Origin of the sequence: Sphingomonas oligophenolica (genome assembly GCF_039522915.1) — a bacterium.
In the GTDB taxonomy this organism is placed as follows: domain Bacteria; phylum Pseudomonadota; class Alphaproteobacteria; order Sphingomonadales; family Sphingomonadaceae; genus Sphingomonas; species Sphingomonas oligophenolica.
The window spans coordinates 1-24,212 of the sequence record NZ_BAAAEH010000013.1; the positions used below are offsets into that span (position 1 = coordinate 1).

24 protein-coding genes and 1 tRNA gene are annotated in these 24,212 nt (G+C 64.3%); 18 read left to right on the top strand and 7 right to left on the bottom strand.

Annotated elements, in window-relative coordinates; translation table 11 throughout:
- The first annotated feature begins 80 nt into the window (after window positions 1–80).
- Window positions 81–1,172: a branched-chain amino acid aminotransferase gene (locus ABD050_RS07940; RefSeq protein ID WP_343888840.1), complete on the top strand. Its 1,092-nt coding sequence runs from the start codon at window positions 81–83 to the stop codon at window positions 1,170–1,172.
- Between the two features lie 664 nt (window positions 1,173–1,836).
- Here the strand turns inward: ABD050_RS07940 and ABD050_RS07945 are convergent.
- Window positions 1,837–2,322 (bottom strand): Lrp/AsnC family transcriptional regulator, encoded by a 486-nt coding sequence (locus ABD050_RS07945; protein ID WP_343888728.1) that lies wholly within the window; start codon window positions 2,320–2,322, stop codon window positions 1,837–1,839.
- Window positions 2,323–2,432: 110 nt separating this feature from the next.
- Here ABD050_RS07945 and ABD050_RS07950 point away from each other — a divergent pair, with 110 nt between their 5' ends.
- The 3 genes from ABD050_RS07950 to ABD050_RS07960 are packed head-to-tail and all read left to right on the top strand — an operon-like array spanning window position 2,433 to window position 8,235.
- The gene (locus ABD050_RS07950; protein WP_343888729.1) at window positions 2,433–5,912 is read left to right on the top strand and encodes an indolepyruvate ferredoxin oxidoreductase family protein; all 3,480 of its coding nucleotides are present in this window, start codon (window positions 2,433–2,435) and stop codon (window positions 5,910–5,912) included.
- A gap of 9 nt (window positions 5,913–5,921) precedes the next feature.
- Window positions 5,922–7,046, top strand: coding sequence for an acyl-CoA dehydrogenase family protein (locus ABD050_RS07955; RefSeq protein ID WP_425542420.1), 1,125 nt, complete (start codon window positions 5,922–5,924; stop codon window positions 7,044–7,046).
- A gap of 19 nt (window positions 7,047–7,065) precedes the next feature.
- Window positions 7,066–8,235 (top strand): acetyl-CoA C-acyltransferase, encoded by a 1,170-nt coding sequence (locus ABD050_RS07960; RefSeq protein WP_343888842.1) that lies wholly within the window; start codon window positions 7,066–7,068, stop codon window positions 8,233–8,235.
- A gap of 255 nt (window positions 8,236–8,490) precedes the next feature.
- Here the strand turns inward: ABD050_RS07960 and ABD050_RS07965 are convergent, their stop codons facing one another.
- A complete protein-coding gene (locus ABD050_RS07965) occupies window positions 8,491–9,000 on the bottom strand; it encodes a tyrosine-type recombinase/integrase (RefSeq protein WP_343888731.1) in 510 nt (169 codons plus the stop codon).
- A 61-nt stretch (window positions 9,001–9,061) separates the two neighbouring features.
- Window positions 9,062–9,151, bottom strand: a tRNA-Ser gene (locus ABD050_RS07970).
- Window positions 9,152–9,298: 147 nt separating this feature from the next.
- Here ABD050_RS07970 and hspQ point away from each other — a divergent pair.
- The 5 genes from hspQ to ABD050_RS07995 all read left to right on the top strand — a co-directional run bounded on the left by hspQ (window position 9,299) and on the right by ABD050_RS07995 (window position 11,836).
- Window positions 9,299–9,679: a heat shock protein HspQ gene (gene hspQ, locus ABD050_RS07975; protein ID WP_343888733.1), complete on the top strand. Its 381-nt coding sequence runs from the start codon at window positions 9,299–9,301 to the stop codon at window positions 9,677–9,679.
- Window positions 9,680–9,782: 103 nt separating this feature from the next.
- Window positions 9,783–10,370, top strand: a complete 588-nt coding sequence (locus ABD050_RS07980) for a GNAT family N-acetyltransferase (RefSeq protein WP_343888734.1) — start codon at window positions 9,783–9,785, stop codon at window positions 10,368–10,370.
- A gap of 86 nt (window positions 10,371–10,456) precedes the next feature.
- Window positions 10,457–10,834 carry a 50S ribosomal protein L21 gene (rplU, locus tag ABD050_RS07985; protein WP_343888735.1) on the top strand — a complete coding sequence of 126 codons (378 nt, stop codon included), beginning with the start codon at window positions 10,457–10,459 and terminating at the stop codon, window positions 10,832–10,834.
- A 13-nt stretch (window positions 10,835–10,847) separates the two neighbouring features.
- Complete coding sequence (rpmA, locus tag ABD050_RS07990) at window positions 10,848–11,117, top strand: 50S ribosomal protein L27 (RefSeq protein WP_343888736.1); 270 nt, start codon at window positions 10,848–10,850, stop codon at window positions 11,115–11,117.
- Between the two features lie 170 nt (window positions 11,118–11,287).
- Complete coding sequence (locus tag ABD050_RS07995; RefSeq protein WP_343888737.1) at window positions 11,288–11,836, top strand: GNAT family N-acetyltransferase; 549 nt, start codon at window positions 11,288–11,290, stop codon at window positions 11,834–11,836.
- 139 nt (window positions 11,837–11,975) lie between these two features.
- Here the strand turns inward: ABD050_RS07995 and ABD050_RS08000 are convergent, their stop codons facing one another.
- From ABD050_RS08000 to ABD050_RS08010, 3 genes are read right to left on the bottom strand one after another with little or no spacing between them, the layout of a single operon-like run.
- Entirely contained in the window at window positions 11,976–12,698 is a 723-nt protein-coding gene (locus ABD050_RS08000) for an anti-sigma factor (RefSeq protein WP_343888739.1), read from the bottom strand.
- A 4-nt stretch (window positions 12,699–12,702) separates the two neighbouring features.
- Window positions 12,703–13,191: an RNA polymerase sigma factor gene (locus ABD050_RS08005; protein WP_343888740.1), complete on the bottom strand. Its 489-nt coding sequence runs from the start codon at window positions 13,189–13,191 to the stop codon at window positions 12,703–12,705.
- A 46-nt stretch (window positions 13,192–13,237) separates the two neighbouring features.
- A complete protein-coding gene (locus ABD050_RS08010; protein WP_343888741.1) occupies window positions 13,238–13,645 on the bottom strand; it encodes a hypothetical protein in 408 nt (135 codons plus the stop codon).
- Window positions 13,646–13,867: 222 nt separating this feature from the next.
- Here ABD050_RS08010 and ABD050_RS08015 point away from each other — a divergent pair, with 222 nt between their 5' ends.
- The 4 genes from ABD050_RS08015 to ABD050_RS08030 all read left to right on the top strand — a co-directional run bounded on the left by ABD050_RS08015 (window position 13,868) and on the right by ABD050_RS08030 (window position 19,235).
- On the top strand, window positions 13,868–14,584 hold the full coding sequence (locus ABD050_RS08015; protein ID WP_343888742.1) for a S8 family serine peptidase: 717 nt from the start codon (window positions 13,868–13,870) through the stop codon (window positions 14,582–14,584).
- 123 nt (window positions 14,585–14,707) lie between these two features.
- The gene (locus ABD050_RS08020; RefSeq protein ID WP_343888743.1) at window positions 14,708–15,376 is read left to right on the top strand and encodes a hypothetical protein; all 669 of its coding nucleotides are present in this window, start codon (window positions 14,708–14,710) and stop codon (window positions 15,374–15,376) included.
- Between the two features lie 209 nt (window positions 15,377–15,585).
- Complete coding sequence (locus tag ABD050_RS08025; RefSeq protein WP_343888744.1) at window positions 15,586–16,599, top strand: MerR family transcriptional regulator; 1,014 nt, start codon at window positions 15,586–15,588, stop codon at window positions 16,597–16,599.
- 140 nt (window positions 16,600–16,739) lie between these two features.
- Window positions 16,740–19,235: a TonB-dependent receptor plug domain-containing protein gene (locus tag ABD050_RS08030; RefSeq protein ID WP_343888745.1), complete on the top strand. Its 2,496-nt coding sequence runs from the start codon at window positions 16,740–16,742 to the stop codon at window positions 19,233–19,235.
- Window positions 19,236–19,276: 41 nt separating this feature from the next.
- Here ABD050_RS08030 and ABD050_RS08035 read toward each other — a convergent pair whose 3' ends face one another.
- Window positions 19,277–20,137, bottom strand: coding sequence for a metal-dependent hydrolase (locus ABD050_RS08035; protein ID WP_343888746.1), 861 nt, complete (start codon window positions 20,135–20,137; stop codon window positions 19,277–19,279).
- 65 nt (window positions 20,138–20,202) lie between these two features.
- Between ABD050_RS08035 and ABD050_RS08040 the strand changes: the two genes are divergently transcribed.
- The 5 genes from ABD050_RS08040 to ABD050_RS08060 all read left to right on the top strand — a co-directional run bounded on the left by ABD050_RS08040 (window position 20,203) and on the right by ABD050_RS08060 (window position 24,208).
- Complete coding sequence (locus ABD050_RS08040; RefSeq protein WP_343888747.1) at window positions 20,203–20,781, top strand: TetR/AcrR family transcriptional regulator; 579 nt, start codon at window positions 20,203–20,205, stop codon at window positions 20,779–20,781.
- A 57-nt stretch (window positions 20,782–20,838) separates the two neighbouring features.
- Window positions 20,839–21,885 carry a GTPase ObgE gene (obgE, locus tag ABD050_RS08045; RefSeq protein WP_343888748.1) on the top strand — a complete coding sequence of 349 codons (1,047 nt, stop codon included), beginning with the start codon at window positions 20,839–20,841 and terminating at the stop codon, window positions 21,883–21,885.
- A gap of 4 nt (window positions 21,886–21,889) precedes the next feature.
- Window positions 21,890–23,002, top strand: a complete 1,113-nt coding sequence (proB, locus tag ABD050_RS08050) for a glutamate 5-kinase (RefSeq protein WP_343888749.1) — start codon at window positions 21,890–21,892, stop codon at window positions 23,000–23,002.
- Window positions 22,999–23,901 carry an NAD(P)H-binding protein gene (locus ABD050_RS08055; RefSeq protein ID WP_343888750.1) on the top strand — a complete coding sequence of 301 codons (903 nt, stop codon included), beginning with the start codon at window positions 22,999–23,001 and terminating at the stop codon, window positions 23,899–23,901. Before proB ends, ABD050_RS08055 begins: the two co-directional genes overlap by 4 nt.
- Window positions 23,902–23,965: 64 nt before the next feature.
- The gene (locus tag ABD050_RS08060) at window positions 23,966–24,208 is read left to right on the top strand and encodes an acyl carrier protein (RefSeq protein ID WP_343888751.1); all 243 of its coding nucleotides are present in this window, start codon (window positions 23,966–23,968) and stop codon (window positions 24,206–24,208) included.
- Window positions 24,209–24,212 lie beyond the last annotated feature (4 nt).

A 24,212-nucleotide genomic window follows, 5' to 3' on the forward strand; every position in this document is an offset into this window, starting at 1 on the left:
ATCGTCGCGATCGTCGGACTCTCATCCTGATCGTCGCTAGACTCTCATCCAGATCGTCGCGCTACAGTGAGCCTTTCGCGATTGAGCCGCACTCCAATCCGCGCTCCGTCAGCGAGCGTGAGCAGCTGCTGATCGATCCAGGGTTCGGCAAGGTATTCACTGATCATATGGCGACGGCCCTCTGGTCGGAGGGGCGCGGATGGCACAGCGCAACGATCGGCGCGCACCGGCCTTTCACGCTCGCGCCGGCCGCAGGCGTTCTCCATTACGCTCAGGAGATCTTCGAGGGCATGAAGGCGTACCGCAGTGGCGACGGTGGCATCATCCTGTTTCGTCCGGAGCAGAATGCTCGACGCTTCAACGCCTCCGCGCACCGCCTGGCGATGCCCCAGATGCCTGAAGACATGTTTCTCGAGGCGATCGAAGAACTGGTGCGGATCGATCAGGAATGGATTCCATCGGGCGAAGGCAGCCTATACCTGCGCCCGTTCATATTTGCCTCGGAAGCCTTTCTGGGGGTGCGTCCGGCAAAAGAATTCACCTTTTGCGTCATAGCGTCGCCTGTCGGAGCTTATTTCAAGGGCGGCAAGCGATCCGTTTCTCTTTGGGTTTCCGAGCACCTCAACCGTGCTGGCCCGGGAGGAACCGGCGCCGCCAAATGTGGCGGCAACTATGCGGCAGGTTTGATGGCGCAGGCTGAAGCCATTGAACATGGCTGCGACCAAGTTGTCTTCCTCGATGCAGTTGAACATCGCTGGGTTGAGGAGCTCGGCGGGATGAACCTCTTTTTCGTTTTTGAGGACGGAGGACTGATCACACCACCCCTCACTGGCACGATCCTGCCAGGGATCACCCGCGCTTCGATCATCGAGTTGCTGCGGCGAAGAGGGGTGAATGTGGCTGAAGAGGCCTATGCGATTGACCGATGGAAGGCAGACGCGGAAAGCGGCTTTCTTACTGAGGCCTTCGCTTGCGGGACCGCGGCTGTGGTGACACCAGTTGGTGCGCTCAAAAGCAAGGATGGCGAATGGACCATCGGCGATGGCCTTGAGGGGGAGCTTACCGCCTCCATTAAAGCTGAGCTTGTCGGTATACAGCGTGGGCTTTTTGAAGCGCCGGACAGCTGGGTTCGACATATCCCGAAAACCATATCTAAAGGAGAGCCGATATGATCCGAGCACTGGCCGAGGATTTTTGGAGGGCCTGCACCGCATCAAAGATGGGCAGAGTGGGCTGACCGGTGTGATAGCCATTCATTCGACGCGGGTGAAGGAAATCGCCCTGGGACCGCCGCGATCCTCGAACAAGCCAATCAGCAAAAGCGGGCATTGAACCGGATCGCCGATACCCTCGCCCGCGAGAGGATCGCCAGCGCGGCTCGGCGCGGGGCCTGATTTCCAGGGCCCCGCGACACGCGCTCGATCACGTCGATCGGGCGAACCGGAAAGTGTACATCGCGCGACCCTTGATGTGCAGGGTCACGAAGTTGCCGCCCCGCACGCGGTGCGGTACGACTATCTCGTCCTTCCCTACGGATCGGTTAGCAACGATTTCGGGACTCCCGGCGTCGCCGAACACTGCCTTTTCCTCGACAACCGAGCGCTAGCCGACGGCTTCCGCTACCAGCTTCTCAATCACTGCCTGCGGGTCTCGCGCGACGCAGGCCGCCCCGGCGTCCGATACCCGCGTGAAGATTGCCATCGGCGGCGGCGGTGCCACCAGCGTCGAGCTTGCGGCGGAGCTGTATAGTGCCGCCGACGCCCAAACTCCTACGGACTTGAGGTATTCGACCGCAGCCGGCTCGACATTACCCTGATAGAAGCTGGTCTCCGCATCCTAGCCGGGGAGCGCGGGCTCGGTACGCTGCGCGAAGGTCTTGAGCACGAAACTCGATTGAATATGGGCGATGCCGTCCAGTCGGGTGAGCTGCCCCAACAAGAGCCGATAATGCTCGAGATCCCGCACGAAGGCATGCAGCATGTAATCCGAGCCGCCACTCATCAGATAACCGCCCATGATCTCGGGCAGCGCGAGAACCGCAGTTTCGAACGCACTGAGAGCTTCGTCAACTTGTCGCTCCAGGGTGATCGAAATGAACACGGCCATCGATCCGATCAGCCGCGTCTGATCGATCTGAGCGCTATACCCTTTGATGACCCCGTCCTGCTCCAGCTGGCGAACGCGCCGCAGCGTCGGAGTGAGCGAGAGGCCGATCCTTTCGGCAAGATCCCGCCAACTGATTCGGCCATCTTTCGCCAGGGTTTTGAGAATCTCGCTGTCGGCGCGGTCGAGAGCGAGCGATCTAGTATCTTTGTTGGTCATTATCGCAATCCTATAGTTCAAAAATACTACCAATGCCAATTTTGTTTGGGAAATTTGGTCACAAATGCGTTCAATGTGAGGATATATACGGCCACCTTAGGAGAATGGCCGTGGAACACGAACGCATCACGAGCCTGGACGCGATTTACAACGCGGAAACCGGGCCGACCTTCATGACCGGTATCCAGGCGCTCGTCCGCCTCCCGATGATGCAGCGCCGGCTCGATCGGATACGCGGACTGAATACGGCCGGTCTCGTCTCCGGGTATCGCGGCTCACCGCTCGGGGCCTATGACCAACAGCTCTGGAAGGCGGAAAAACAACTCGCCGCCCATGACATCGTCTTTCAGCCCGGCTTGAACGAGGATCTCGCCGCCACCGCCTTGTGGGGTGCGCAGATGCACAAGGCATACGGCCCGACCAAGGCCGATGGCGTGTTCGGAATCTGGTACGGCAAGGGCAATGGCGTCGATCGCACCGGCGACGTGTTTCGCAACGCCAATATGCTCGGCACGTCGCCGCTGGGTGGCGTGCTGGCGGTCGGTGGCGACGATCATGCGGCCCAGTCGTCGATGTTCCCACATCAGACCGACGGAATCTTCCAGTCGGTGATGATGCCAGTGCTGCAGCCCGCACACGTCTCCGAAATCCTTTCGCTCGGCCTCGCCGGAATCGCGATGTCGCGTTTCTCCGGCGTGTGGGTCGCGATGAAGACGATCGCCGAAGTGGTGGAGAGCGCTGCCACCTTCGAGCTTCCCGACGCCTATCCGGAATATCTTTCACCTGCCGATCTCATGCCGGCGCACGGCTTGAACTGGGATCCAACGATCGCCTGGCCCGGCCAGCGCGCCGAATATGAAAGGCGCATGATCGAGGAGCGTATCCCGGCTGCGATCGGCTGGGCGACCGCCAACCGCATCGATCATCCGGTGTTCGAAAGCGACCGCAAGCGCCTGTGCATTGTGACGGTCGGCAAGGCGCATCAGGATGTGATGCAGGCCCTGTCCAACCTGGGCATCTGCGAGGACGAAGCGCAGGCGGTTGGTATCTCGATCTACAAGGTGGCGATGAGCTGGCCGCTCGCCGCCGACCCTCTGCTCGCCTTCGCAAGCGATGCCGACGAGATATTGGTGATCGAGGAAAAGGGACCGACCGTAGAAGAGCAGATAAAGACGGCTTCATTCCATCGTGCCGGCAAACGCGTCCGTGTGACTGGCAAGAAAGATGAAAAGGGGAAGCCGTTGCTACCGCTTGTCGGCGAGTTGACTCCGCTCACGGTTGCTGAGGTCATCGTCCGGAGGCTCCGCGATGGCGATGTTGTCGGAATTAATGACCGGTTGACGGCGCTGATCGCCCGGGGAAAGCGCGGTGAGATCATTCCGTTCCCCGTGCGGAGACCCTTCTTCTGCTCGGGCTGCCCGCATAACAGCTCGACTAAGACGCCCGAGGGATCGATGTCGGGCGGCGGCATCGGTTGTCATGTCATGGCGCTGGCGCAGCCCAAGCTGAAGACGCCGACATTCAGCCAGATGGGCGGCGAAGGGCTGCAATGGGTCGGCGCGGCGCCGTTCTCGCAGACGGGCCACATCTTCCAAAATCTCGGCGACGGCACTTATCAGCATAGCGGTCTGCTCGCGATCCGCGCAGCAGTTGCGTCGAAAACCAACATCACGTTCAAGATTCTCTACAATGACGCGGTCGCGATGACTGGCGGGCAGCCGGCCGAGGGCGTGATCGAGCCGCGCCGCATCGTCGCACAATTGCTGGCTGAGGGCGTCGGCGACGTGCGGCTGGTCAGCGACGACCCCGGCAAGTGGCGTAATCTGCCCGGCGGCGTGAAGGCACTGCACCGTGACGACATGGACGCTATCCAGCGCGAGCTGCGCGAAGCCCCAGGCGTCTCGGCGATCGTTTACGAGCAGACCTGCGCCGCCGAGAAACGCCGCCGCCGCAAACGCGGCGCATTCCCCGATCTCGATCGTCGGCTGTTCATCAATCCGCGCGTCTGCGAAGGCTGCGGCGATTGCTCGGTCCAGTCGAACTGCATCGCGGTCGAGCCGGTGAAGACCGATTTCGGCACCAAGCGTCGGATAAACCAGTCCGCCTGCAACAAGGATTTCTCCTGCGTGAAAGGGTTCTGCCCGAGCTTCGTCGAGATCGACGGGCCGGTGCTCCGCAAGCCCGATGGCGACCGGATCAAGGCGGTGGAAGCCGATCTGTTCGCCACCCTGCCGGAACCGACGTGCGTTGCCATTGATGGTGTCTACAACGTCTACGTCGCCGGGATCGGCGGTCTCGGCGTGCTCACCGTGGGCGCCTTGCTCGGTGCCGCGGCCCATCTCGAAGGGCTTGCTTCGACGGTTCTCGACTTCACCGGCCTCGCGCAGAAGAACGGCGCGGTGGTCAGCCAGGTGCGGATCGCCCCGCACGGCACCGCGATCCATGCCGTGCGCATCGGCGCCGGCGAGACCGACCTGCTCTTGGGAACGGACTCCGTTGTTGCGGCCAGTCCGGATGCCCTGAGCAAGTTCGCCAAAGGGCGCGGCGCGATCGTTCTCAATGGCGACGAGACACCGACGGCGGATATCGTTACCGATCGCGACGCGACGCTGCCGACCGCCCGCATGATCGATGTCCTGCTGACGCGCGCCGGTGACAAGGGGTTCCTGCTCAGCGCCACCCGCATCGCGGAAGGGTTGTTCGGCAATAGCGTCGCGGCGAACACGCTGCTGGTCGGCTATGCGTGGCAGAAGGGCCTCTTGCCCCTTTCGGCCGAAGCATTCGAGGCGGCGATCGAGGCCAATGGCGCCGCAGTGGCGCTCAACAAACGCGCTTTCTTATGGGGTCGGCTTGCAGCGGTCGATAGCTCCAAGGTTGAGAAGATTGCCGGCCTCATCGAGACAGATGCCGCGATCGAAGAGACGCTCGATGCGTTGATCGATCGGCGCATTGTCGATCTGGTCGCTTACCAGGACCAGGCTTATGCCGCGCGTTACGTCGCGACGATTGAGCGCGTGCGGGCCGCGACCGCAGGACTGGGCGCGGAAGGCAACGACATGCTTCGCGCAGTCGCTGTAAATGCCTACAAGCTGATGGCCTACAAGGATGAGTATGAGGTCGCCCGCCTCTATGCCGATCCGGCGTTCCAGCAGACGCTGGCCATGCAGTTTGCCGAGACGAGGCGGGTCTCGGTCTGGCTTGCCCCGCCGATCATCTCGCGGATCGATCCGCGCACGGGACGGCCGGTAAAGCGCAAGTTCGGGCCGTGGGTATTCACTGCCTTCACCTTCCTGGCGCGGTTGAAATCCCTGCGGGGCAGTTGGGCGGATCCATTCGGTCACACGCATGAACGCCGCGCCGAACGCGCCCTGCGTGACGACTATATCGCGATGATCGAGGCGCTGTGCAATGGCCTAGACAAGACTGGACTCGACCATGCCAGGACGCTCGCAAGCCTACCGGACATGGTGCGCGGCTATGGGACGGTAAAGGAGCAGGCGATGGCCGAGTATCGCACCAAGCGTGCCGAGCTGCTGGCGAAAGTCGAAGACCAGCCCGAACTGATCTCGAGCGTAAGCGAGGCTGCCTGAACGATGACGATTTTGACGAAAACGCAGGTAGCGATCCGCGACGTTGTGCGGGATTTCGCACAGGATCGAGTGCGCCCGCATAGCCAACGCTATGAGGCGGAGGGCGGCTATCCCGCTGCCTTGTTCCAGGAGGTGGCGGGGCTTGGCCTGATGGGCATGACGGCGCCCGAACGCTACGGCGGCGCGGCAGCGGACTATGTCAGCTATGCTCTTGCGCTTATCGAGATTGCTGCGGCGGATGGCGCTTTGTCGACGATCATCTCGATCCAGAACAGCCTCATCGTATCGGGCCTGCTCAAGGACGGCACAGCCGAGCAACAGGCACGTTTCCTGCCCGATCTGATCGCCGGCACGATGATCGGCGCCTTCGCACTGACCGAGGCGGACGCCGGTTCCGATGCGGCAGCGATGCGGTGCCGCGCGGTCAAGGTAGAGGGTGGATATCGCTTGAATGGCGCAAAGCAGTTCATCACCTCCGCAAATATCGCAGGACTTGCGATCGTCTATGCCGTGACTGATCCTGCGGCGGGTAAGCGCGGCATCTCCGGGTTCCTCGTTCCCACCGAGCGCGCCGGCTATGTCGTCGACAAGGTCGAACACAAGATGGGGCAAGGCGCATCCGATACCTGCGCGATCCGGTTCGAAGACCTGTTTGTCGAAGACGATTTGCGGCTTGGCACAGAGGGTGCTGGTTACGGCATCGCACTTTCCAATCTCGAAGCCGGCCGGATCGGAATCGCCGCACAAAGCGTCGGCATGGCGCAAGCCGCCCTGGCTGTCGCGGTCGACTATGCGAAGGCTCGCCAAAGCTTCGGCCAGCCGATCATCCAGCATCAGGCGGTCGGCTTCCGTCTTGCCGATCTCGCGACCCGGCTGGAAGCTGCACGTCAATTGGTACTGTCGGCAGCTGCGCTCAAGGATGCGGGCGAGCCCTGTCTGACGCAGGCGTCGATGGCCAAATTGTTCGCTTCGGAGACCGCCGAGGCTGTGGTGTCCGGCGCGCTCCAGACGCTCGGCGGCTATGGCTATCTCGAGGAATTCGGGCTGGCGAAGATCTATCGCGATGTGCGGGTGTGCCAGATCTACGAGGGCACGTCCGATATCCAGCGGCTCGTGATCGCACGGGCGCTCTAAGGACCTTTCATGGCAGACAATAATCATCTCCGCTTACGCCCGCACGCCGATGGGCGGCTTCCAGGGAGCACTGAGCGGCGTGTCCGCCGTCGAGCTTGGCGCAGTTGCCGTGAAGGCGGCGGTCGAGCGCTCGGGCGTCGACCGGCAAGCTATCGACCGCATCTACATGGGCTGCGTCCTGCCCGCCGGCCTCGGTCAGGCACCGGCGTGTCAGGCGGCGCTCGCCGCAGGCCTGCCGCGTTCGGTTGAAGCGACGACCGTCAACAAGATGTGCGGATCGGGCATGCAGGCCGCCATCATGGCGAGCGAAGCGCTCGCTTCGGGCGGCGCCGACGTGGTGATTGCGGGCGGCATGGAGAGCATGACCAACGCACCGTACGCCCTGCCCAAGCATCGCGGGGGCGCGCGAATTGGCCATGACCGCATCATCGACACGATGATGATGGACGACCTTGAAGATGCCTATGATCGCGGCAAGCCGATGGGCGCCTTCGCTGAGGAAACGGCAAGCGACTATCGGTTCACGCGCGCCGGGCAGGACGAACATTCGATCGCGAGCCTCAGCCGTGCCAACGCTGCGATCGCCGGCGGCGCTTTCGCCGACGAGGTGGTGCCGGTGACGGTGCCGGGCCGCGGCGGCCCCACGATCGTTGCGCAGGACGAGCAGCCTGGCAACGCGAGGCCGGAGAAGATCCCGACCCTAAAGCACGCCTTTGCCGCAGGCGGTTCGATCACAGCCGCAACGTCGGCGTCGATCTCGGACGGTGCGGCGGCGCTGGTGATGACGAGAGCGAGCGTCGCGGAACGCCTGAGCATGAAGCAGGAGGCCCGGATCGTCGCGACGGCGGCACATGCGTATGCGCCGGCCTTGTTCACTACCGCCCCGGTCTTCGCGATCCGCAAGCTACTGGAGAAAGCCGGCTGGTCGGTGGACGGCGTCGACCTGTTCGAGGTCAACGAGGCATTCGCGGTCGTCGCGATGATCGCGATGCGCGACCTCGGAATCGCGCACGACAAGATGAACGTAAACGGTGGCGCGACTGCACTCGGCCATCCGATCGGTGCCAGCGGTGCGCGGATTCTGGCAACGCTGATCAATGCGCTGAAGCGGCGCGACCTGAAGCGCGGTGTGGCCGCACTCTACATCGGTGGTGGCGAAGCGACGGCGATCGCGCTCGAACTTATCTGAAGGACCAAACACATGAACGTTGAAGGGTTGGCCGCGATCGTCACGGGGTGGCATGTAGGCCGCGCGATTATAGGCGCCTTCGACCTTCTCCTTCGGAGCATGCGCCAACATCAAATCGATGATCGCTCGGTCGCCTGCCTTTCCGTGGCGCTCAGCCCATTCGTTCACGATCGTCGAGAATGCTGCGCAAACCGTGCGGGACGTGGTGCCCGTGATAGCCGGCACGGTTGAGCAGATAGCCCAGCGCATTCTCGCTCATCGGCTGATGCAGTGCCGTGCGCTAGGAAAAACCAGCGCACCGTCGCCCGTGAGCGGCCAAAGTGCCCTGAGGACCGCGACCGCTTGCCGTGCGAGCGGCACGAGATGATCGCCGCCGGCCTCTTCCTTGCGATCGAGATCGCCCTTCATGCGCGCCGCGGGGATCCGCCACAGCGGCGAGGGATCATCGAGGTTCTCGAACTCGTTCCACTCCGCGCCGCGCAACTCGTTCGGCCGGACCGCGGTCAGGGCGAGGAAGCGAAGGGCGAGCCGCGTGACAGGCCGCGCATCATCCTGTTCTGCAGTCCGCATCATTACCCTGAGCGAAGCTAGGTCGGTAATGGCCGGCTGCCGCCCGCGCCGCAAAGGCTTGAGCGCTTCGCCGAGCCGCTCGGACGGGTCGCTCTTCGCCTTCCCTTCGGCGATTGCGAATCCGAATACGCAGGATATCCGCTGCAGGACGCGCTTGGCCGTCTCGACGGAGCTCCGCGCTGGTCGGCTAAGCATCAGTATTCAGGTGGAAAAAGCGAGATCAGTGACCCGATATGGACCCCTGAGGAGGGCCCCGTGGCGGAGAGGGTGGGATTCGAACCCACGGTACCCGTGAGGGCACAACGGTTTTCGAGACCGTCCCAATCGACCACTCTGGCACCTCTCCGCAGAGGTCTTTGAAGCAGCCTGGCCTCGTGAAAAGCAAGCGCGCCGGTCGAAGAGCGCGCGCCTCTAACGCAATCGACAGGAGGACACAAGCATCCGCCGGACGCTATCCGCTTGTGCGGCGCAAAAGAGCCATTAGATTGGTCACATGCCCCAAGCCCATATCCCCGCCCACCCCTTCGACGCGGAGATCCCGCTGCCCGCCGTCTCGCATGCGCGCTTCGCGATCGGCGATGTCGTCCGCCACCGCGTGTTCGATTTCCGCGGCGTTGTCTTCGACGTCGATCCGATCTTCGCCAACAGCGCCGAATGGTACGAGGCGATCCCCGAAAATATCCGGCCGCGCAAGGACCAGCCCTTCTATCATCTCCTCGCCGAGAATATGGAATCGAGCTACGTCGCCTATGTCAGCCAGCAGAATCTGGTCGCCGACGATACTGACGAGCCGATCGACCATCCTGCGATCTCGGGCCTGTTCAACGACTTCGCTGACGGCCGCTATCAGCTTCGGCGCGAGCACACGCACTGAGTCCGAAGGCTGGACGAAGGTGATTTCCGGCCCTGGCGACACGTGCCGCGAGGACGCGCAGGACTGAAGTTTAGCTCGATTTCAGTTTGCTTCCTCCGAGATCATGACTGTCTTCACGCACCGCCTGGCCCAGCTCGACGATCTCGATGCGCTCCGCGCCCTGATGCGCCGGTCGATTGAACAGCTGCAGCACGGCTTTCTCACCCCCGAGCAGATCAGGGCCAGCCACAAGGTGATGGGCCTCGACACCCAGCTGGTGCACGACCAGACCTATTTCATCGTCGAGAAGCAGGGCTCGATTGCCGGATGCGGCGGCTGGAGCTGGCGCGCCACTCTGTTCGGAGGTGACGACAGCGTGGTCGCTCGCGAACCCGCCCCGCTCGATCCAGCGACCGACGCAGCACGAATCCGGGCGATGTACACCGATCCCGTATATGTGCGCCAAGGAGTCGGCGGCCTGATCATGGACCTGTGCGAGGGCGCTGCCCGTGCCCGCGGCTTCCGTCGCGTGGAGATGATGGCGACTCTTGCGGGCGTGCCGCTATATGAAGCCCGCGGCTATGTGCCGATCGAGCATTTCACTCCCGCGCCGATCAACGGCGTGGTCGTGCCGCTGATCCGCATGGGGAAGGACCTGCCGGGCCAGCCACGGCCTCGATATGGCCTGAGCAAAGGCGCTGTAGGTGGTTGACAGAATCACCTGCGCCCCTTAGCTGCGCCCCTTCTCCCGCCGGGCATGCCTGCGCGGGCATATGCATTTGGAAAGTGATAAGGGCCATGTTCGCAATCGTGCGCACAGGCGGCAAGCAGTATCGCGTTGCCGCCGGAGACAAGATCGTCGTCGAGAAGCTCGACGGCGAAGCCGGGGCGTCGATTACGCTCGGCGACGTCCTGCTCGCGGGCGAAGGCTCGGAGCTGAAATCGGTCGAGGGGCTCACCGTCTCCGCCGAGATCATCGCGCAGGCGAAGGCCGACAAGGTCATCATCTTCAAGAAGAAGCGCCGTCACAATTATCGTCGCAAGAACGGCCATCGCCAGCAGCACACGATCCTGAAGATCACCGCGATCGGTGCTCAGGAGAAGAAGGCAAAGGCGAAGAAGGCCGATGCGGCCCCCGTTGCGGCCGAGGGCGAAGCCCCGGCAGCCCAGGCGTAAGGAGTAGTTCGAGATGGCACATAAGAAAGCAGGCGGCTCCTCGCGCAACGGTCGCGATTCGGCCGGTCGTCGCCTTGGCGTGAAGAAGTTCGGCGGCGAAGCCGTCATCCCGGGCAACATCCTCGTCCGCCAGCGCGGCACGAAATTCTATCCGGGCGTCAATGTCGGCATGGGCAAGGACCATACCCTGTTTGCGCTTACCGACGGCCGCGTGGCGTTCCACGAAGGCAAGCTCGGGCGCAAATTCTGCTCGGTAGAGATTATGGCGGCTGCGGCCGAATAACGGGCAACCAGCCGGGTTGCCCACTTGGGCGACCCGGGTTTCCAACAGGAAACCGCAAAAAGGGAGACGGGTCGTCCCAGTCTCCCTTTTTTCATGCTCCCTCCACACCCATTGTCGCTTCACCGTCATCCTGGCGTGCGAGCGACAATGCGACACTGAGGAGAGTCTTGATGTTTGCGCGGACTTCCAGATTGACGCTGCGCCCTGCCTGGCCGGAGGACGCCCCCGCCTTGTCTCAAGCGATCGGCCATGAGCAGGTCGTCAAGATGCTGTCGCGGGTGCCCTGGCCCTACGCCCTGCGCGACGCGCAGGATTTCCTGTCGCGCCCGCGCGCGCGCACCGAGGCTTTTTTCCTGATTCTCAGCCACGAACAGGAATATCCCCGGATCGTCGGCGGCATGGGCATCCACCCCGAGGAGAAAGCGGGCCACGAATTCGGCTATTGGCTGACCCCAGGCGCCTGGGGCCGCGGCTATGCGACCGAGGCCGGCCGTGCGGTGGTCGCGATCGCGCGGCACGCGCTCGGGCTGAAGCTGCTCCATGCCGGGCATTTCGTCGACAACCCGGCGTCGGGCCGTGTGCTGACCAAGCTCGGCTTCCGGCCGACCGGCGCTGTCGTGCCCCGCCATTGCCAGGCGCGTGGCACTGATATGCCGTGCGCCGAGTTCGAGCTCGACCTCAGCGAAGGCCGACCGTGCGAGGAGCGCATGGCCGCGTGATCAAGGCCGCCCTTTCTCCGGGAGAAAGGGCGGCCTTCAACTGCGATAGCGCAGCGCATCGACCAGCGGGGCGAAGGCTGGCGCCAGCTCGGATGACGGAGAATAATAGCCGGCAAAGGGCGAGTACCAATCCTCGAGGTCATGGTTGTTTCGTACTGACCCACCGCTTCTCGAGCGCAGCGCGTTCGTCGGCTGCGTCGAGGGGCTCACCAACTATCAGATCGTCGACGAGATCGGCTATCCGTGAGCTCGCAGCCAGGCGATAATCGCCGGATTGGCCACCCTCGCGGCCAAGCAGGCCTCGCACTTGCCATGCATTACGATCCCTGCACGCAACCCCTTCGGCTGCCTCGGCGGTGAAACTGCGGCAAATCGCTCCCTCACGATCCTTGAACGTCAAACCAATCCGCACCGCCGCCGAGGGCGATTGCGTGCTTGCCAATTGTGTATCGAGCGCCTGCTCGATCTGGCCTGAGACGACGAGGTGTCCCCCGCGTTGCGCTATCAGCCCGCTGTGAGTTCCATTGAGGAACGACCCGCCGATGATGCCAGCCACTAATGTTGCTGCCATCGCACTCCATTGAGGTAGCCCCCAGGCGGAAGCCCGGCGCTCGCGATTGTTACGAGCATCGGCCAGGGAATGGACATTTGATCCCGGCGCCGTGGCTGCGGGCATCAGAGGAGGCAGCGGCTCATCGAGAATGGCTGAATAGGCACCCCGTAAATGGCTCGCCAGTGCCCGGTGCTCCGCAACCATCGCCTGCAGAGCGGGGGCGGCTGCGATGGCTGCTTCGACCCGTACCAAATCGTCGCCCTCGAGTTCGCCGTCGATATAGGCAAAGATTGATTCTTCATCTGTCACTGGATCAACCCTTCCCGACCAGCGCGAGCAACGCCGTGCGTCCGCGCACCAGGCGGCTGGATATGGTGCCGATCGGCAAATCGAGCAGTTCCGCAGCCTCGCGATAACCAAAACCTTCGATGAGAACCAGCGCGACGACCTCGCGCTGCTCGGGCGGCAGTTGATCCATCGCACGCATCGCGCGCTCCAGATCTATCTTCGCATCCATTCCAGGCCTGGGATCGTGCCCGACATTCCTGCCAGCTTCTTCGGCAACGGCGACCCTGCCAGCCCGGGCCCGCGACCGCACCGTGTCGATCCAGCAATTGCGCATTATGCGGAAAAGCCAGGCATCGAGACGAGTCCCTTCCTGCCACTGCGCCCTGGCGCGAAGCGCGCGCTCGATCACGATCTGTGTCAGGTCGTCGGCGTCGGCCCGGTTCGCCGTCAGCCCATGGGCGAATCGCCGCAACCGCGGCAAGATTGCCTGCAGGCCCTCCTCGAATTCGCTCAAATGGCTTTCCTGTGTTCATGCGGATGAAACGACATGGGCGGGACGTTTACTCCCACGACAGGCCAATAATGAAGGAATTGCCGTGCTCAGCCTCTCTTTTCGCATCTTTCTCGTGTCCGGTGCGGCGCTGCTTGCGGCTGGCGCAGGCCGAGCGCAACTGCTGCCCGACATCGGAAACGTGCCGGGCCAGGTTGTCGGCGGCGTGCTTGGGCAAGGTAGCAACGCACCCGTCGCGGGCCCTGTGGTCGATCGCCTGAACGACATTGGCGGGCTTGTGACGGCCGACACGGCAGGTTTGCTCGAGCTCCGCCGGGCGCGGCTGAGCGGACTGGTACATGATCATCGCAAGGTGCTGGAAGCGGACCGCGACGGCAATCCAGTCCGCAAGGGCGAGCTCGTCGCGATTGACCCGACCGCCGATATGATCGCGCGGGCACGCGCCGCGGGCTTTCATATCCTGGATGACGAACAGATAGAAACCCTCTCAATTCGCTTCGTGATATTCGCGCCTCCGTCCGGTGACAATATCCGCGAAGGCCTGGCACGGCTCAAGCGAATCGCACCCGAAAGTCAGATCGACTATGATCATGTATTCGAGCCGGCGGGTGACGGTCTGCTGACGACGAGCAGCGCCGCGGTTCGGTCCCGAAATGATATCGGCGCTATTTCGGTCGGCATGATCGACGGTGGCGTTGCCGTGCACCCGGCGCTCAGAAATGCAACCATCGAGCAGCGCGGCTTTACGCCTCAAGGTGCGAGACCGAGTGGCCATGGCACCGCCGTCGCCTCGCTCATCGTCGGCTCCGACGGACGTTTCGAAGGGGCGCTTCACGGCGCATCGCTATTCGTCGCTGACGTTTATGGTGGCGACCCGGCTGCTGGATCCGCGGTGACGATCGCGCGCGCGCTGGGCTGGCTGGCCTCACGCGGCGTTCACGTCATCAACATGAGCCTCGTGGGGCCTGCCAATCCACTGTTGGAACGCGCTATCGCCGTCGCGCGTGCCCGCGGCATCCTCATCGTCGCCGCGGTCGGGAATGACGGGCCGGCGGCCCCACCGCAATATCCCGCGTCCTACCCCGGGGTCATCGCGGTAACCGGCGTCGACGGTCACGATCGCGCGCTTCCAGAGGCCGGCAAGGCTCTGCATCTCGATTTTGCGGCGCCAGGCGCCGACATGGCTGCCGCTCTTCCGGGGAGTGGCTATTCAATCGTGCGAGGGACGTCCTTCGCTGCCCCCCTCGTAACTGCGCGGCTGGCCGGGGTGGGAAACCGGGCCTTGGCTATCGAGACGATTACGCGTGAAGCCGTAAAAGGGCATGGCAAGGTGGGGAAAGGCATCGTGTGCGAAACCTGCCGCGTCGCCCCGCGCGATGTCGGTGCGAAGCGATGACGCTTTCGCGCTGGAAACGGCCGCGGACAAAAATCATCCCGAAGTGGGATTAAAAGGATGGCAGGCGTCGTTTGCCACAATGAAGGAAGCCTCGATGGCTTCCCGAAATTGAGGAGCAAAGACATGAAAAAGCTGATCATCGCAAACGCGCTCATCCTGGCCGCCATCTTCGTCTCCGTGCCCTCGCAGGCGCAGTTGCTGGGCAGCAGCGGGCTCGGCGGATCGCTTGGCGGCGCTGTCAACGGTACGCTTGGCGGCGCGGGATCGCTCGGCGGCACGCTGGGCTCTGTCGGTTCGGCGAGCCAGAGCGTCACGGGTTCGATTACCGAGTCGGGAAGCGCAACTGCCAGCAAATCGCTGGATACTCGGTCGGGCTCCGCCAATGCGAATGCCGGTCTCGCGGGGACGGTCACCGGTGCCGTCGATAGCGCCACTTCCGCAAACGCCCTTGGCAACTCGCTGGCCGGCAATGGCTCGGCATCCGGCAGCCACTCGGTGAACAAGAGCGCCCATGTCGGTGCCGAGGGGATTGGCACCGACGCCGTCGGCTCTCTGGCTGGACAGGCAGCGGGCACGGCTCAGGGAACGGCACACGGTGCGGCTACGACCGCAGGCAAGACTGGCGCCGAAGCACAGGGTTCAGGTCGCGGGGCGATTTCGGGAGCAGATTCTCTCGCCAGCAACCTGCACGGCGACGTTCCGACGTCGTCACTTGATGGCAACGCCTCCGGAAATACCTCGGCTTCCGGGCGTGGCCACGCGCGGGGCGTATCGGGCAGCTCGCAACCGTGATCCAGGTGACGCCCCTTCTGCCTCGAAAGAGAAGGGGCGTCGGCCATTCGCCGATCCTTCGAGGCCGCCGGACGATTGGCCCGTATCGACGGCATGAGCTTATGTCGGTGGTTCCTATGTCGCGCGTCTGAAAGGTGCGATTACCATCTTGACCCGGTCCCTGGGGCCGGTCCGATAAGGGGCGGGATCAACGAAGAATGAGGTGAGCCGTGAGCCCGTCAGCCAGGAATCTCAGCCCTTCGAGAGCAGCCGCCAGGCTCGGCGTTTCGGCAAAGGCGCTGCGGCTCTATGAGCGGCACGGCCTGATCGTGCCGGGTCGGACGTCGGCCGGATGGCGGGTCTACGGCCCCGCCGAGATGGCGCGCGCGACCGAAATCGTGTCGTTGCGAACATTGGGGCTCAGCCTCGCGCAGGTGGCCCGGGTGCTGGACGGCGATTCAACCGACCTGGACGCCGGCCTTGCTGCCCATGAGGCATGGCTTCGAGGCCAGGAAAAGGCAATCACCACTGCCCTGGACAAGGTGCGACGCCTTCGGTCCGATCTCCTCAATGGGGAGGTCCCGCCGCCCGCCGCCCTGGCGCGAATGCTCGATACCGGCACCGGCCTGACGGTCGCCTTCGATCTTCCCTGGCCATGGGGTGGGGAAGCATTCGCGCTGCGCGACATCCGGCCACTGACCTACATCACCGGCCCGCTCGGCAGCGGCAAGACCCGGCTGGCCGAGCGCCTGGCCGAAACGCTGCCCGGTGCCGCGTTCGTCGGAATGGACAGGATCGCCGGTGACATGGCCGATCCGGCGCTGAAGACTCGCGTCGAGCAAGCCCTGGCATGGCTGATCGAGGACGGCGCCGAGGCGTCGGATGCCCTGATCGCGCTCATCATGGCATTGGAAGCGGATGGGCCGGAAATCCTCGTCATCGACATGGTCGAACAGGGCCTGGAGCGGGCCACTCAAGAAGCACTTGTTGCGCATTTGCGCTTGAGGGTCCCCAGGAAGCGGGCGCTGTTCCTGCTGACTCGTTCATCGTCAATTCTGGATCTGGAGGCGGTTGGCGAGGGAGAGACAATCATCCTGTGCCCCGCAAATCACAGCCCGCCCATCTGCGTCGCCCCTTATCCGGGCGGGCTGGGATATGAAGCCGTTTCCACGTGCCTCGCCGCGCCCGACATCAGAGCGCGAACCGCCGGGGTCATTGCCTGGCGACCTCACGCCGGCGCGTAAAGGCCAGCGCGCGGTTTGGGCCTACTTTACGGGGTAAAATGATTTCTTGGCATTAATCCCCACCAAAAAGGAGGATCATCGGCACAACCAGCGGAAACGAACGTTTCCCGGCAGCCAAAACCAGAAAAGGGGTTAGAGAAATGAGATCACGATCAACGCTTGCCGTCGCCGTATCGACATTTGCGCTCGTTCAGATTCCGTTCGCCGCCGCCCAGGAGACACCGGCGTCGCCCGTCACTGCATCCGATGCGCCTGCGGCGGGAACCCCTGACGATGTCGTCGTCACCGGCACGCGTACCGCGGGTCGTTCGCGGCTCGACAGCACCTCTCCGGTTGACGTGCTGAGCGCAGCGAGCCTGCAGCACCAGGGCACCACCGAGGTGGGAGCATCGCTCGCGGCGATCGTCCCGTCGATCGACTTCCCGCGCTCGTCAGCAGTGGACGGCACCGATTCGATCCGCCCCGCCACCCTGCGCGGGCTGTCGCCGGACCAGACCTTGGTCCTGATCAACGGCGTGCGGGCGCACACCTCGGCGCTGCTCAACGTCAACGGCTCGGTCGGGCGCGGTTCGGCCGCCGTCGATCTCAACACCATCCCGTCGGTCGCGCTCGATCGGATCGAAGTGCTGCGCGACGGTGCGTCGGCGCAATATGGTTCGGATGCGATCGCCGGCGTGGTCAATCTGCGCCTTCGCGAGGCCCGCAGCGGTGGCGGCGCCACGGTCAGCTACGGCCAATATATCACTGACGTGAATACGGCGCGCGGCTCGCGCACCGAGCATGACGGCGAAACCGTGACCGCCTCCGCCTGGCAGGGCGTCAGCCTCGGATCGGACGGCTTCCTGACGGTCTCCGGCGAATATCTCAACCGCAACCCGACCAGTCGCGGCGATTTCGATCCGCGCAAGACGCCGATCCGGGTGCGCTCGCGCTTCGGCGATCCGGATGTCGAGCAGTACAGCTTCTATGCCAATGCCGGGAAGCCGATCGGTGACAGCGGCTGGGAAGTCTACGGGTTCGGCGGCTATCAGCATCGCGACAGCACGAGCGCGGCCACGCCGCGCATCGCCGGCGGTACCGGCAACAATGTCAACGCCAGTGCCGACGCACTGGCCAGCATCTATCCCGACGGCTTCACGCCGCTGATCGCGGTCGAGTCCGAGGATCTGACCGCGACCGGCGGCCTGCGTGGCGAGCTTTCCGGCTGGAAGGTCGACCTGAACGTCTCCTATGGGCGAAACAAACTGACCTTCAACACGCTCAATTCGGGCAACGCCACCTATGGGGCGGCGTCCAAGACAAGCTTCTACGACGGCACGCTGACCTATGATCAGCTCGTCAGCGGCCTCGACGTTTCGCGCGAGCTGCCGCTGGGAAGTGGTACTGTGAACCTTGCCGGCGGCGTGGAATATCGCCGTGAGGGCTTCCAGATCGGCGCCGGGGAGCCGGCTTCCTATGATCGCAATCCGAGCCTCCCGGTCCCTGCTCCCTCCACGCTCGGCTCGGGTGCTCAGGGCTTCCCCGGCTTCCAGCCGTCCAACGTGGTCAACGTGCATCGCAGCAACGTGTCGGGTTATCTCGACCTCGAAGCCAAGCCGGTCGAAGGACTGACGCTGGGCGCAGCGGCGCGCGGCGAGCATTATTCCGACTTTGGCGACACGCTGAACGGCAAGCTGTCGGCACGCTACGACTTCGCGCCCTGGATCGCATTGCGCGGCACCGTTTCGACCGGCTTCCGCGCGCCATCGCTGCAGCAGCAATATTTCACGTCGACCGCTTCGGTGCTGAGCAACGGCAACATCGTCGAGACGGGCACTTTCCCATCGGTAAGCCCGGTCGGCGTCGCGCTTGGCGGCAAGCCGCTCCGTCCGGAAAAGGCGACCAACCTGTCGGCCGGCGTGGTGCTGCGGGGCGGCGGTTTCGATCTGTCGGTCGATGCCTATCAGATCAAGCTGCGCGACCAGATCGCGTTGTCGGAGAATCTCAGCGGCCCGGTGGTCGTCGATGTGCTGAAGAACGCACAGATCACCAGCGTTACCGCGGGACGCTTCTTCCTCAACGGAATCCGCTCGACGACCAAGGGCATCGACGTGGTTGCGCACTATCGCACCAGAAGCGATGGCGCCGGCACCTTCGATTTCACCGTCGCCGGTAATTTCAACGACATCAAGCTCACCAAGACACCTGCCCCGGCGGTCATCGCCGATCCGCTTGTTCCTGGCACCAGTGCGACGTTGCCGCTCTTCGCGCGCCAGCGCATCATCTCGTTCGAGCAGGGTACCCCGCGCACCAAGGTCGTCGGTACGATCGATTGGTCGTTCGAGAAGCTCGGAGTCACGGCGCGTGCTTCCTATTATGGCGACGTCACCCAGCCGAGCAGCAACGGCTTTGCCGAGGACGATATCCATACCGGTCGCCACACGATCTTCGATCTCGAGGCGCGCTATCAGGTGATCACGAATTTGAACCTGGCGGTGGGTGCGAACAATCTGTTCGATACCTATCCGGATTATGTGAAGCTCACCTCGTCGCGTGGAACCACGCTCAACAGCACCGGCCTGGTCGGCTTCCCCTATTACTCGCCGTTCGGGTTCAACGGGCGCTATGTCTATGGCCGCGTCAGCCTGACCTGGTAAATGCGGGCGGAGAGTCGGGTGCCGGCTCTCCGCCTTCGTTATCAGGCGACCACGGCGTCTCGCGGCAGTGCCGCTGCCTCATAATCGCTTTCATACAGGCCGATCAGCTTGCGGTCGTCATGGTTCCAGGGGTGGAAACCCGGCATGAAAAAGGCGAGCCACTGCCCCGCGATCTTGCGCGCCATGCCCGGCCTGCCGAACGCATACCAGAACATCCTTGCCCACACTTTCGGGCCGGTAAGCCCGTCCTGCCGCAGGAGGTCGAGCATCCCGCGCGTCCGGCCGCGCGTGAAATTGCTGGTGACGGCAAGCATCACGAACGCCTTGACCTTGAAGCGCCGCCACTCGGACCAGTCCCGGGTTGCATGGAGCCAGGTGTCGTAAGCGACGCCCTTGTGCTCGATCTCCTCGGCCGAATGCCAGCGCCACAGCGTGCCGAACTCCCCTTCGGCGCCGGCGAGATGCCGCGGATTGGCGAGCAGTTCATGCGCGATGATGGCTGTGAAATGCTCGAGCACCATCGTCGCGGTCAGGTTCGCGATCGGTGGGCGTCCTTTGGTCAGGTCGAGGCCCTGCTGCACCCGGGCCTCGAGCGGCGCGATGTCGTAACCCTGATCCACCACCTGACGATTGAAGGCGACATGCTCGCGGGTGTGCATCACTTCCTGCTTGATGAACGCCTGGATCTCGCCGGCGAGCTTGGGCGGAACCCCGTCGCGAAAGGCGCGCACGCTCTCGATGAAAAAGGCCTCGCCCTTGGGGAAAGTGACGGACAGCGCGTTGTAGAAGGCAGTGGCATAGGGATCGTTGTTCAGCCACCAGCGGCGCATCGCCTGGCCACGACCGAAGCGCCGATCACGCGGCGTGATGGTCAGGTCGCCGGGGGTAGTTGCTTTCGCCACGAAAAGCTCCGAACAGATGCGACAGTGTCGCCAACCCGGCCATTTATAGGCTCTTACTTACACTCGTGTCAATAATTCGCAAACGCCTCAGCCCCGAAGAATCCCGCGATGCCGCGATCGAAGCGGCGCGAGCGCTGCTCGTCGAGGAGGGCCCACAGGCAGTCACGCTCAAGGCAGTCGCGGCGCGGATCGGGCGGACCCACGCCAATCTGCTCCATCATTTCGGCTCGGCGAAGGATCTGCAGCGCGCGCTGATCAAGGATCTCGCGGTCAAGATCACGGCGCAGATCGGCGAAGCGGCGAAGCGCGCCCGGGCGAGCGACCAGAATCCGCGCGAAGTGGTCGACATGACCTTCGACGCCTTTGCACGCGGCGCGGGCGCGATGGCGAGCTGGATGATCCTGACCGGCAATGAGGACGCTCTCGACCCGATCCTCGAGGCGATCCACAATCTCGTCGACGATCTTGCCGAGGATCACAAGCATGAGGGCTGGAGCCTGCAGGAGGAGACACTCCAGCTAGTGCTGACCGCGCTCGGCGATGCGCTGCTCGGCGGCCCGATGGCCAAGGCGCTCGGCCTGCCCCGAGAAAAGGCGCGCGAGCTTGCGGTCAGCGCGCTGATCGCGTCGCATCGGGTCGAATGATGCCCGCTACCGCCGCCACGGGGTGACGCGGCGCGCCAAATGCCTATATAACGGTTCATGCATTTTCTCGACCAAGCAAAGATCTTCGTCCGCTCGGGCGCAGGCGGCCCCGGCGCCGTCAGCTTCCGGCGTGAGAAGTTCATCGAATATGGCGGCCCGAACGGCGGCAATGGCGGCAAGGGCGGCGACATCATCTTCGAAGCGGTCGCCGGCCTCAACACGCTGATCGACTTCCGCTACACCCAGCATTTCCGGGCGCCGCGCGGCGCCGGCGGCTCGGGCTCGAACATGACCGGCGCCGGGGGCGAGGATCTCGTGATCAAGGTACCGGTCGGCACCCAGATTCTGTCCGAGGACAAGGAGGAGGTGCTTGCCGACTTCACCGTTGCGGGGCAGCGGGAGGTATTCCTGCGCGGCGGCGACGGGGGGCGCGGCAATGCCAGCTACAAGACCTCGACCAACCGCACCCCGCGTCAGCACGGCGCCGGCTGGCCCTATCAGGAGGCCTGGGTGTGGCTGCGGCTGAAACTGCTCGCTGATGCCGGGCTCGTCGGCCTGCCCAATGCCGGCAAGTCGACCTTCATCAACGCGGTCACCAATGCCAAGGCGAAGGTCGGCGATTATCCCTTCACCACCGTCCGCCCCCAGCTCGGTGTGGTCAGCCGCCACAATCGCGAGTTCGTGATCGCCGACATCCCCGGCCTGATCGAGGGCGCCGCCGATGGCGCGGGGATCGGCGATCGCTTCCTCGGCCATATCGAGCGCTGCAAGGTGCTGCTCCACCTGGTCGATGCGACCGAGGAGGATCCGGTCGGCAACTACCGCATCGTCCGCGGCGAGCTCGACGCCTATGGGGCCGGGCTCATCGACAAGCCCCAGGTGATCGGCCTCAACAAGGTCGATGCGCTCGATCCTGACACGGTGAAGAAGCTGGCCGCCAAGCTGAAGCGCGCCAGCAAGGCCGAGGTGATGCCGATGTCGGGCGCCGGCGGCGCGGGCATCGAAGCGGTGCTCGACCGACTGATCGAGGCGATCGGCCCTGCCGAAGCCGCGCCGGTGCGTGACGACGGCGAAAAGGACACGATCGAATGGTCGCCCCTCTAAGCTGATGTTCTCACCAGCCGCCTGCCCTCGCCTGATCGTCAAGGTCGGCTCAGCGCTGCTCGTCGCCCCCGACGGCACGGTGCGGCGCGACTGGCTGACCAGCCTCGTCGCTGACCTCGCGGCGCGGGCCAGGGCGGGCCAGGAAATCGCGGTCGTTTCCTCGGGCGCGATCGCGCTCGGTGCGCGACGCCTCAAGCTCGCCAAGGGCGGCCGCGCCAGCCTTGAAGACGCGCAGGCCGCCGCCGCGACCGGGCAGATCGCGCTCAGCCAGGTCTGGGCTGAACTGCTCGCCGCCGAGGGGCTGACGGCCGCGCAGATCCTCGTCACGCTCGACGACCTCGAGGACCGGCGGCGCTATCTCAACGCAGCCGCCACGCTCAACCGCCTGCTCGCGCTCGGCGTCGTGCCCGTCATCAACGAGAATGACAGCGTCGCGACCGAGGAAATCCGCTTCGGCGACAATGATCGCCTCGCCGCGCGGGTCGCGCAGGCGGCGGGCGCGCAGGGCGTGATCCTGCTTTCCGATGTCGACGGCCTGTACGATGCCAATCCGACGACCAACCCGGGCGCGACGCTGATCGAGCGCGTCGACCGCATCGATGCCAGGATCGAAGCGATGGCCGATGGCGGATCGGGCTCGGGCATGGGCTCGGGCGGCATGGTTTCGAAAATCGCCGCGGCGCGGATCGCGACCGCCGCCGGCGCGCATCTGGCGATCGTGTCGGGTCATGTCACCAGCCCCCTCGCCGCCTTTGCGGGAAACGGCCACGGGACGATCTTCGTCGCTGAAAAGGCCGCGCCGGCGCGCAAGGCATGGCTTGCGGGCGGACTCACGGCCAAGGGCGAAATCCACATCGACGCCGGCGCCGCGCGCGCGCTGACCGGCGGCAAGAGCCTGCTCCCGGCGGGCGCGGTGCGGATCGAGGGCAAGTTTCGCCGCGGCGATCTGGTCGCGATCTGCGGCCCGGACGGCAAGCCGCTGGCACGCGGACTCGCTGAATATGACGCAGCCGACGCAGCGCGCATCACCGGCAAGCGGAGCGATGTGCTCGCTGCGATTCTCGGCTACGCACCGCGCGCGGCGCTGGTCCACCGCAACCACATGGCGCTGCTGTGATCCTCGCGATTACGGGCGGCACCGGCTTTGTCGGCGGCAAGCTGATCGAGCTCGCGGTCGAGGCCGGCCACGAAGTCCGTGCCCTCACCCGCCGCCCGCAGCCGGACATGCCTTGCGTGACCTGGGTGCCTGGCGCTCTCGACGCCCCGCCTGCGCTGACGGCGATGATGCGCGGCGCCGACGCCGTCATCCATGTCGCCGGCGTCGTGAATGCGCCCGATCGCGCAGGCTTCGCCGCGGGCAATATCGACGGCAGCCAGGCGGTGGTCGATGCCGCGACGACCGCCGGCATCAGGCGCTTCATCCATGTCTCGTCGCTCGCGGCGCGTGAGCCACAGCTCTCCCATTATGGCTGGTCCAAGGCCGGCGCCGAGCATGTCGTCGAAGCATCCGGCCTCGACTGGACCATCGTGCGCCCGACAGCGATCTACGGCCCGGGCGACATGGAAATGCGCGACATGTTCCGCATGGCGAAATTCGGCCTCGCCATGTTGCCCCCGCCGGGCCGGATGTCGGTGATCGAGGTCAGCGATCTGGCGCGCCTGCTGCTGGCGCTCGTCGCGAACGATCCCGGCCGCGTCATCCTCGAGGTGGACGATGGCGCCGAAGACGGATGGACCCATGCCGATTTCGCCCGGGCGATCGGTGCGGCCGTCGGCCAGCGCGTGCTGCCGCTCGCCTTGCCCAAGACAATCCTGTCGCTCGCGGCGCGGGCTGACCGTCTGTTGCGCGGCGGCAAGGCAAAGCTTACCGCTGATCGGGTCGGCTATCTCAGCCATCCCGACTGGACCGTCGACCCAGCCAAGCGGCCCGAGACCGCCCTGTGGCGCGCCGAGGTGCCGACACTCCAGGGCCTCACCGCGACCGCCTCATGGTATCGTGCCAAGGGACTGCTATAACATCGTCAGAAAGCCGCCGCATTTGCTTGGCAGGGGCGGCGCATCCAATTTCGAAGGACATGTCTTGACCGACCGCACCCAGGTATTCGACACCGTCACCGGCCTGATCGAGCCCTTCAACAAGAAGGGCGTCGCGCTTTCCGACGCGACCACCTTTCAGGGCGATCTCGAATGGGACAGCCTGACGGTGATGGATTTCGTCGCGGCGATCGAGGACGAGTTCGAGATTATCATCACGATGAACATGCAGGCCGAAATCGAGACGGTCGGCCAGCTCGTCGACGCGGTGATGAAGCTGAAGGCCTGAGACG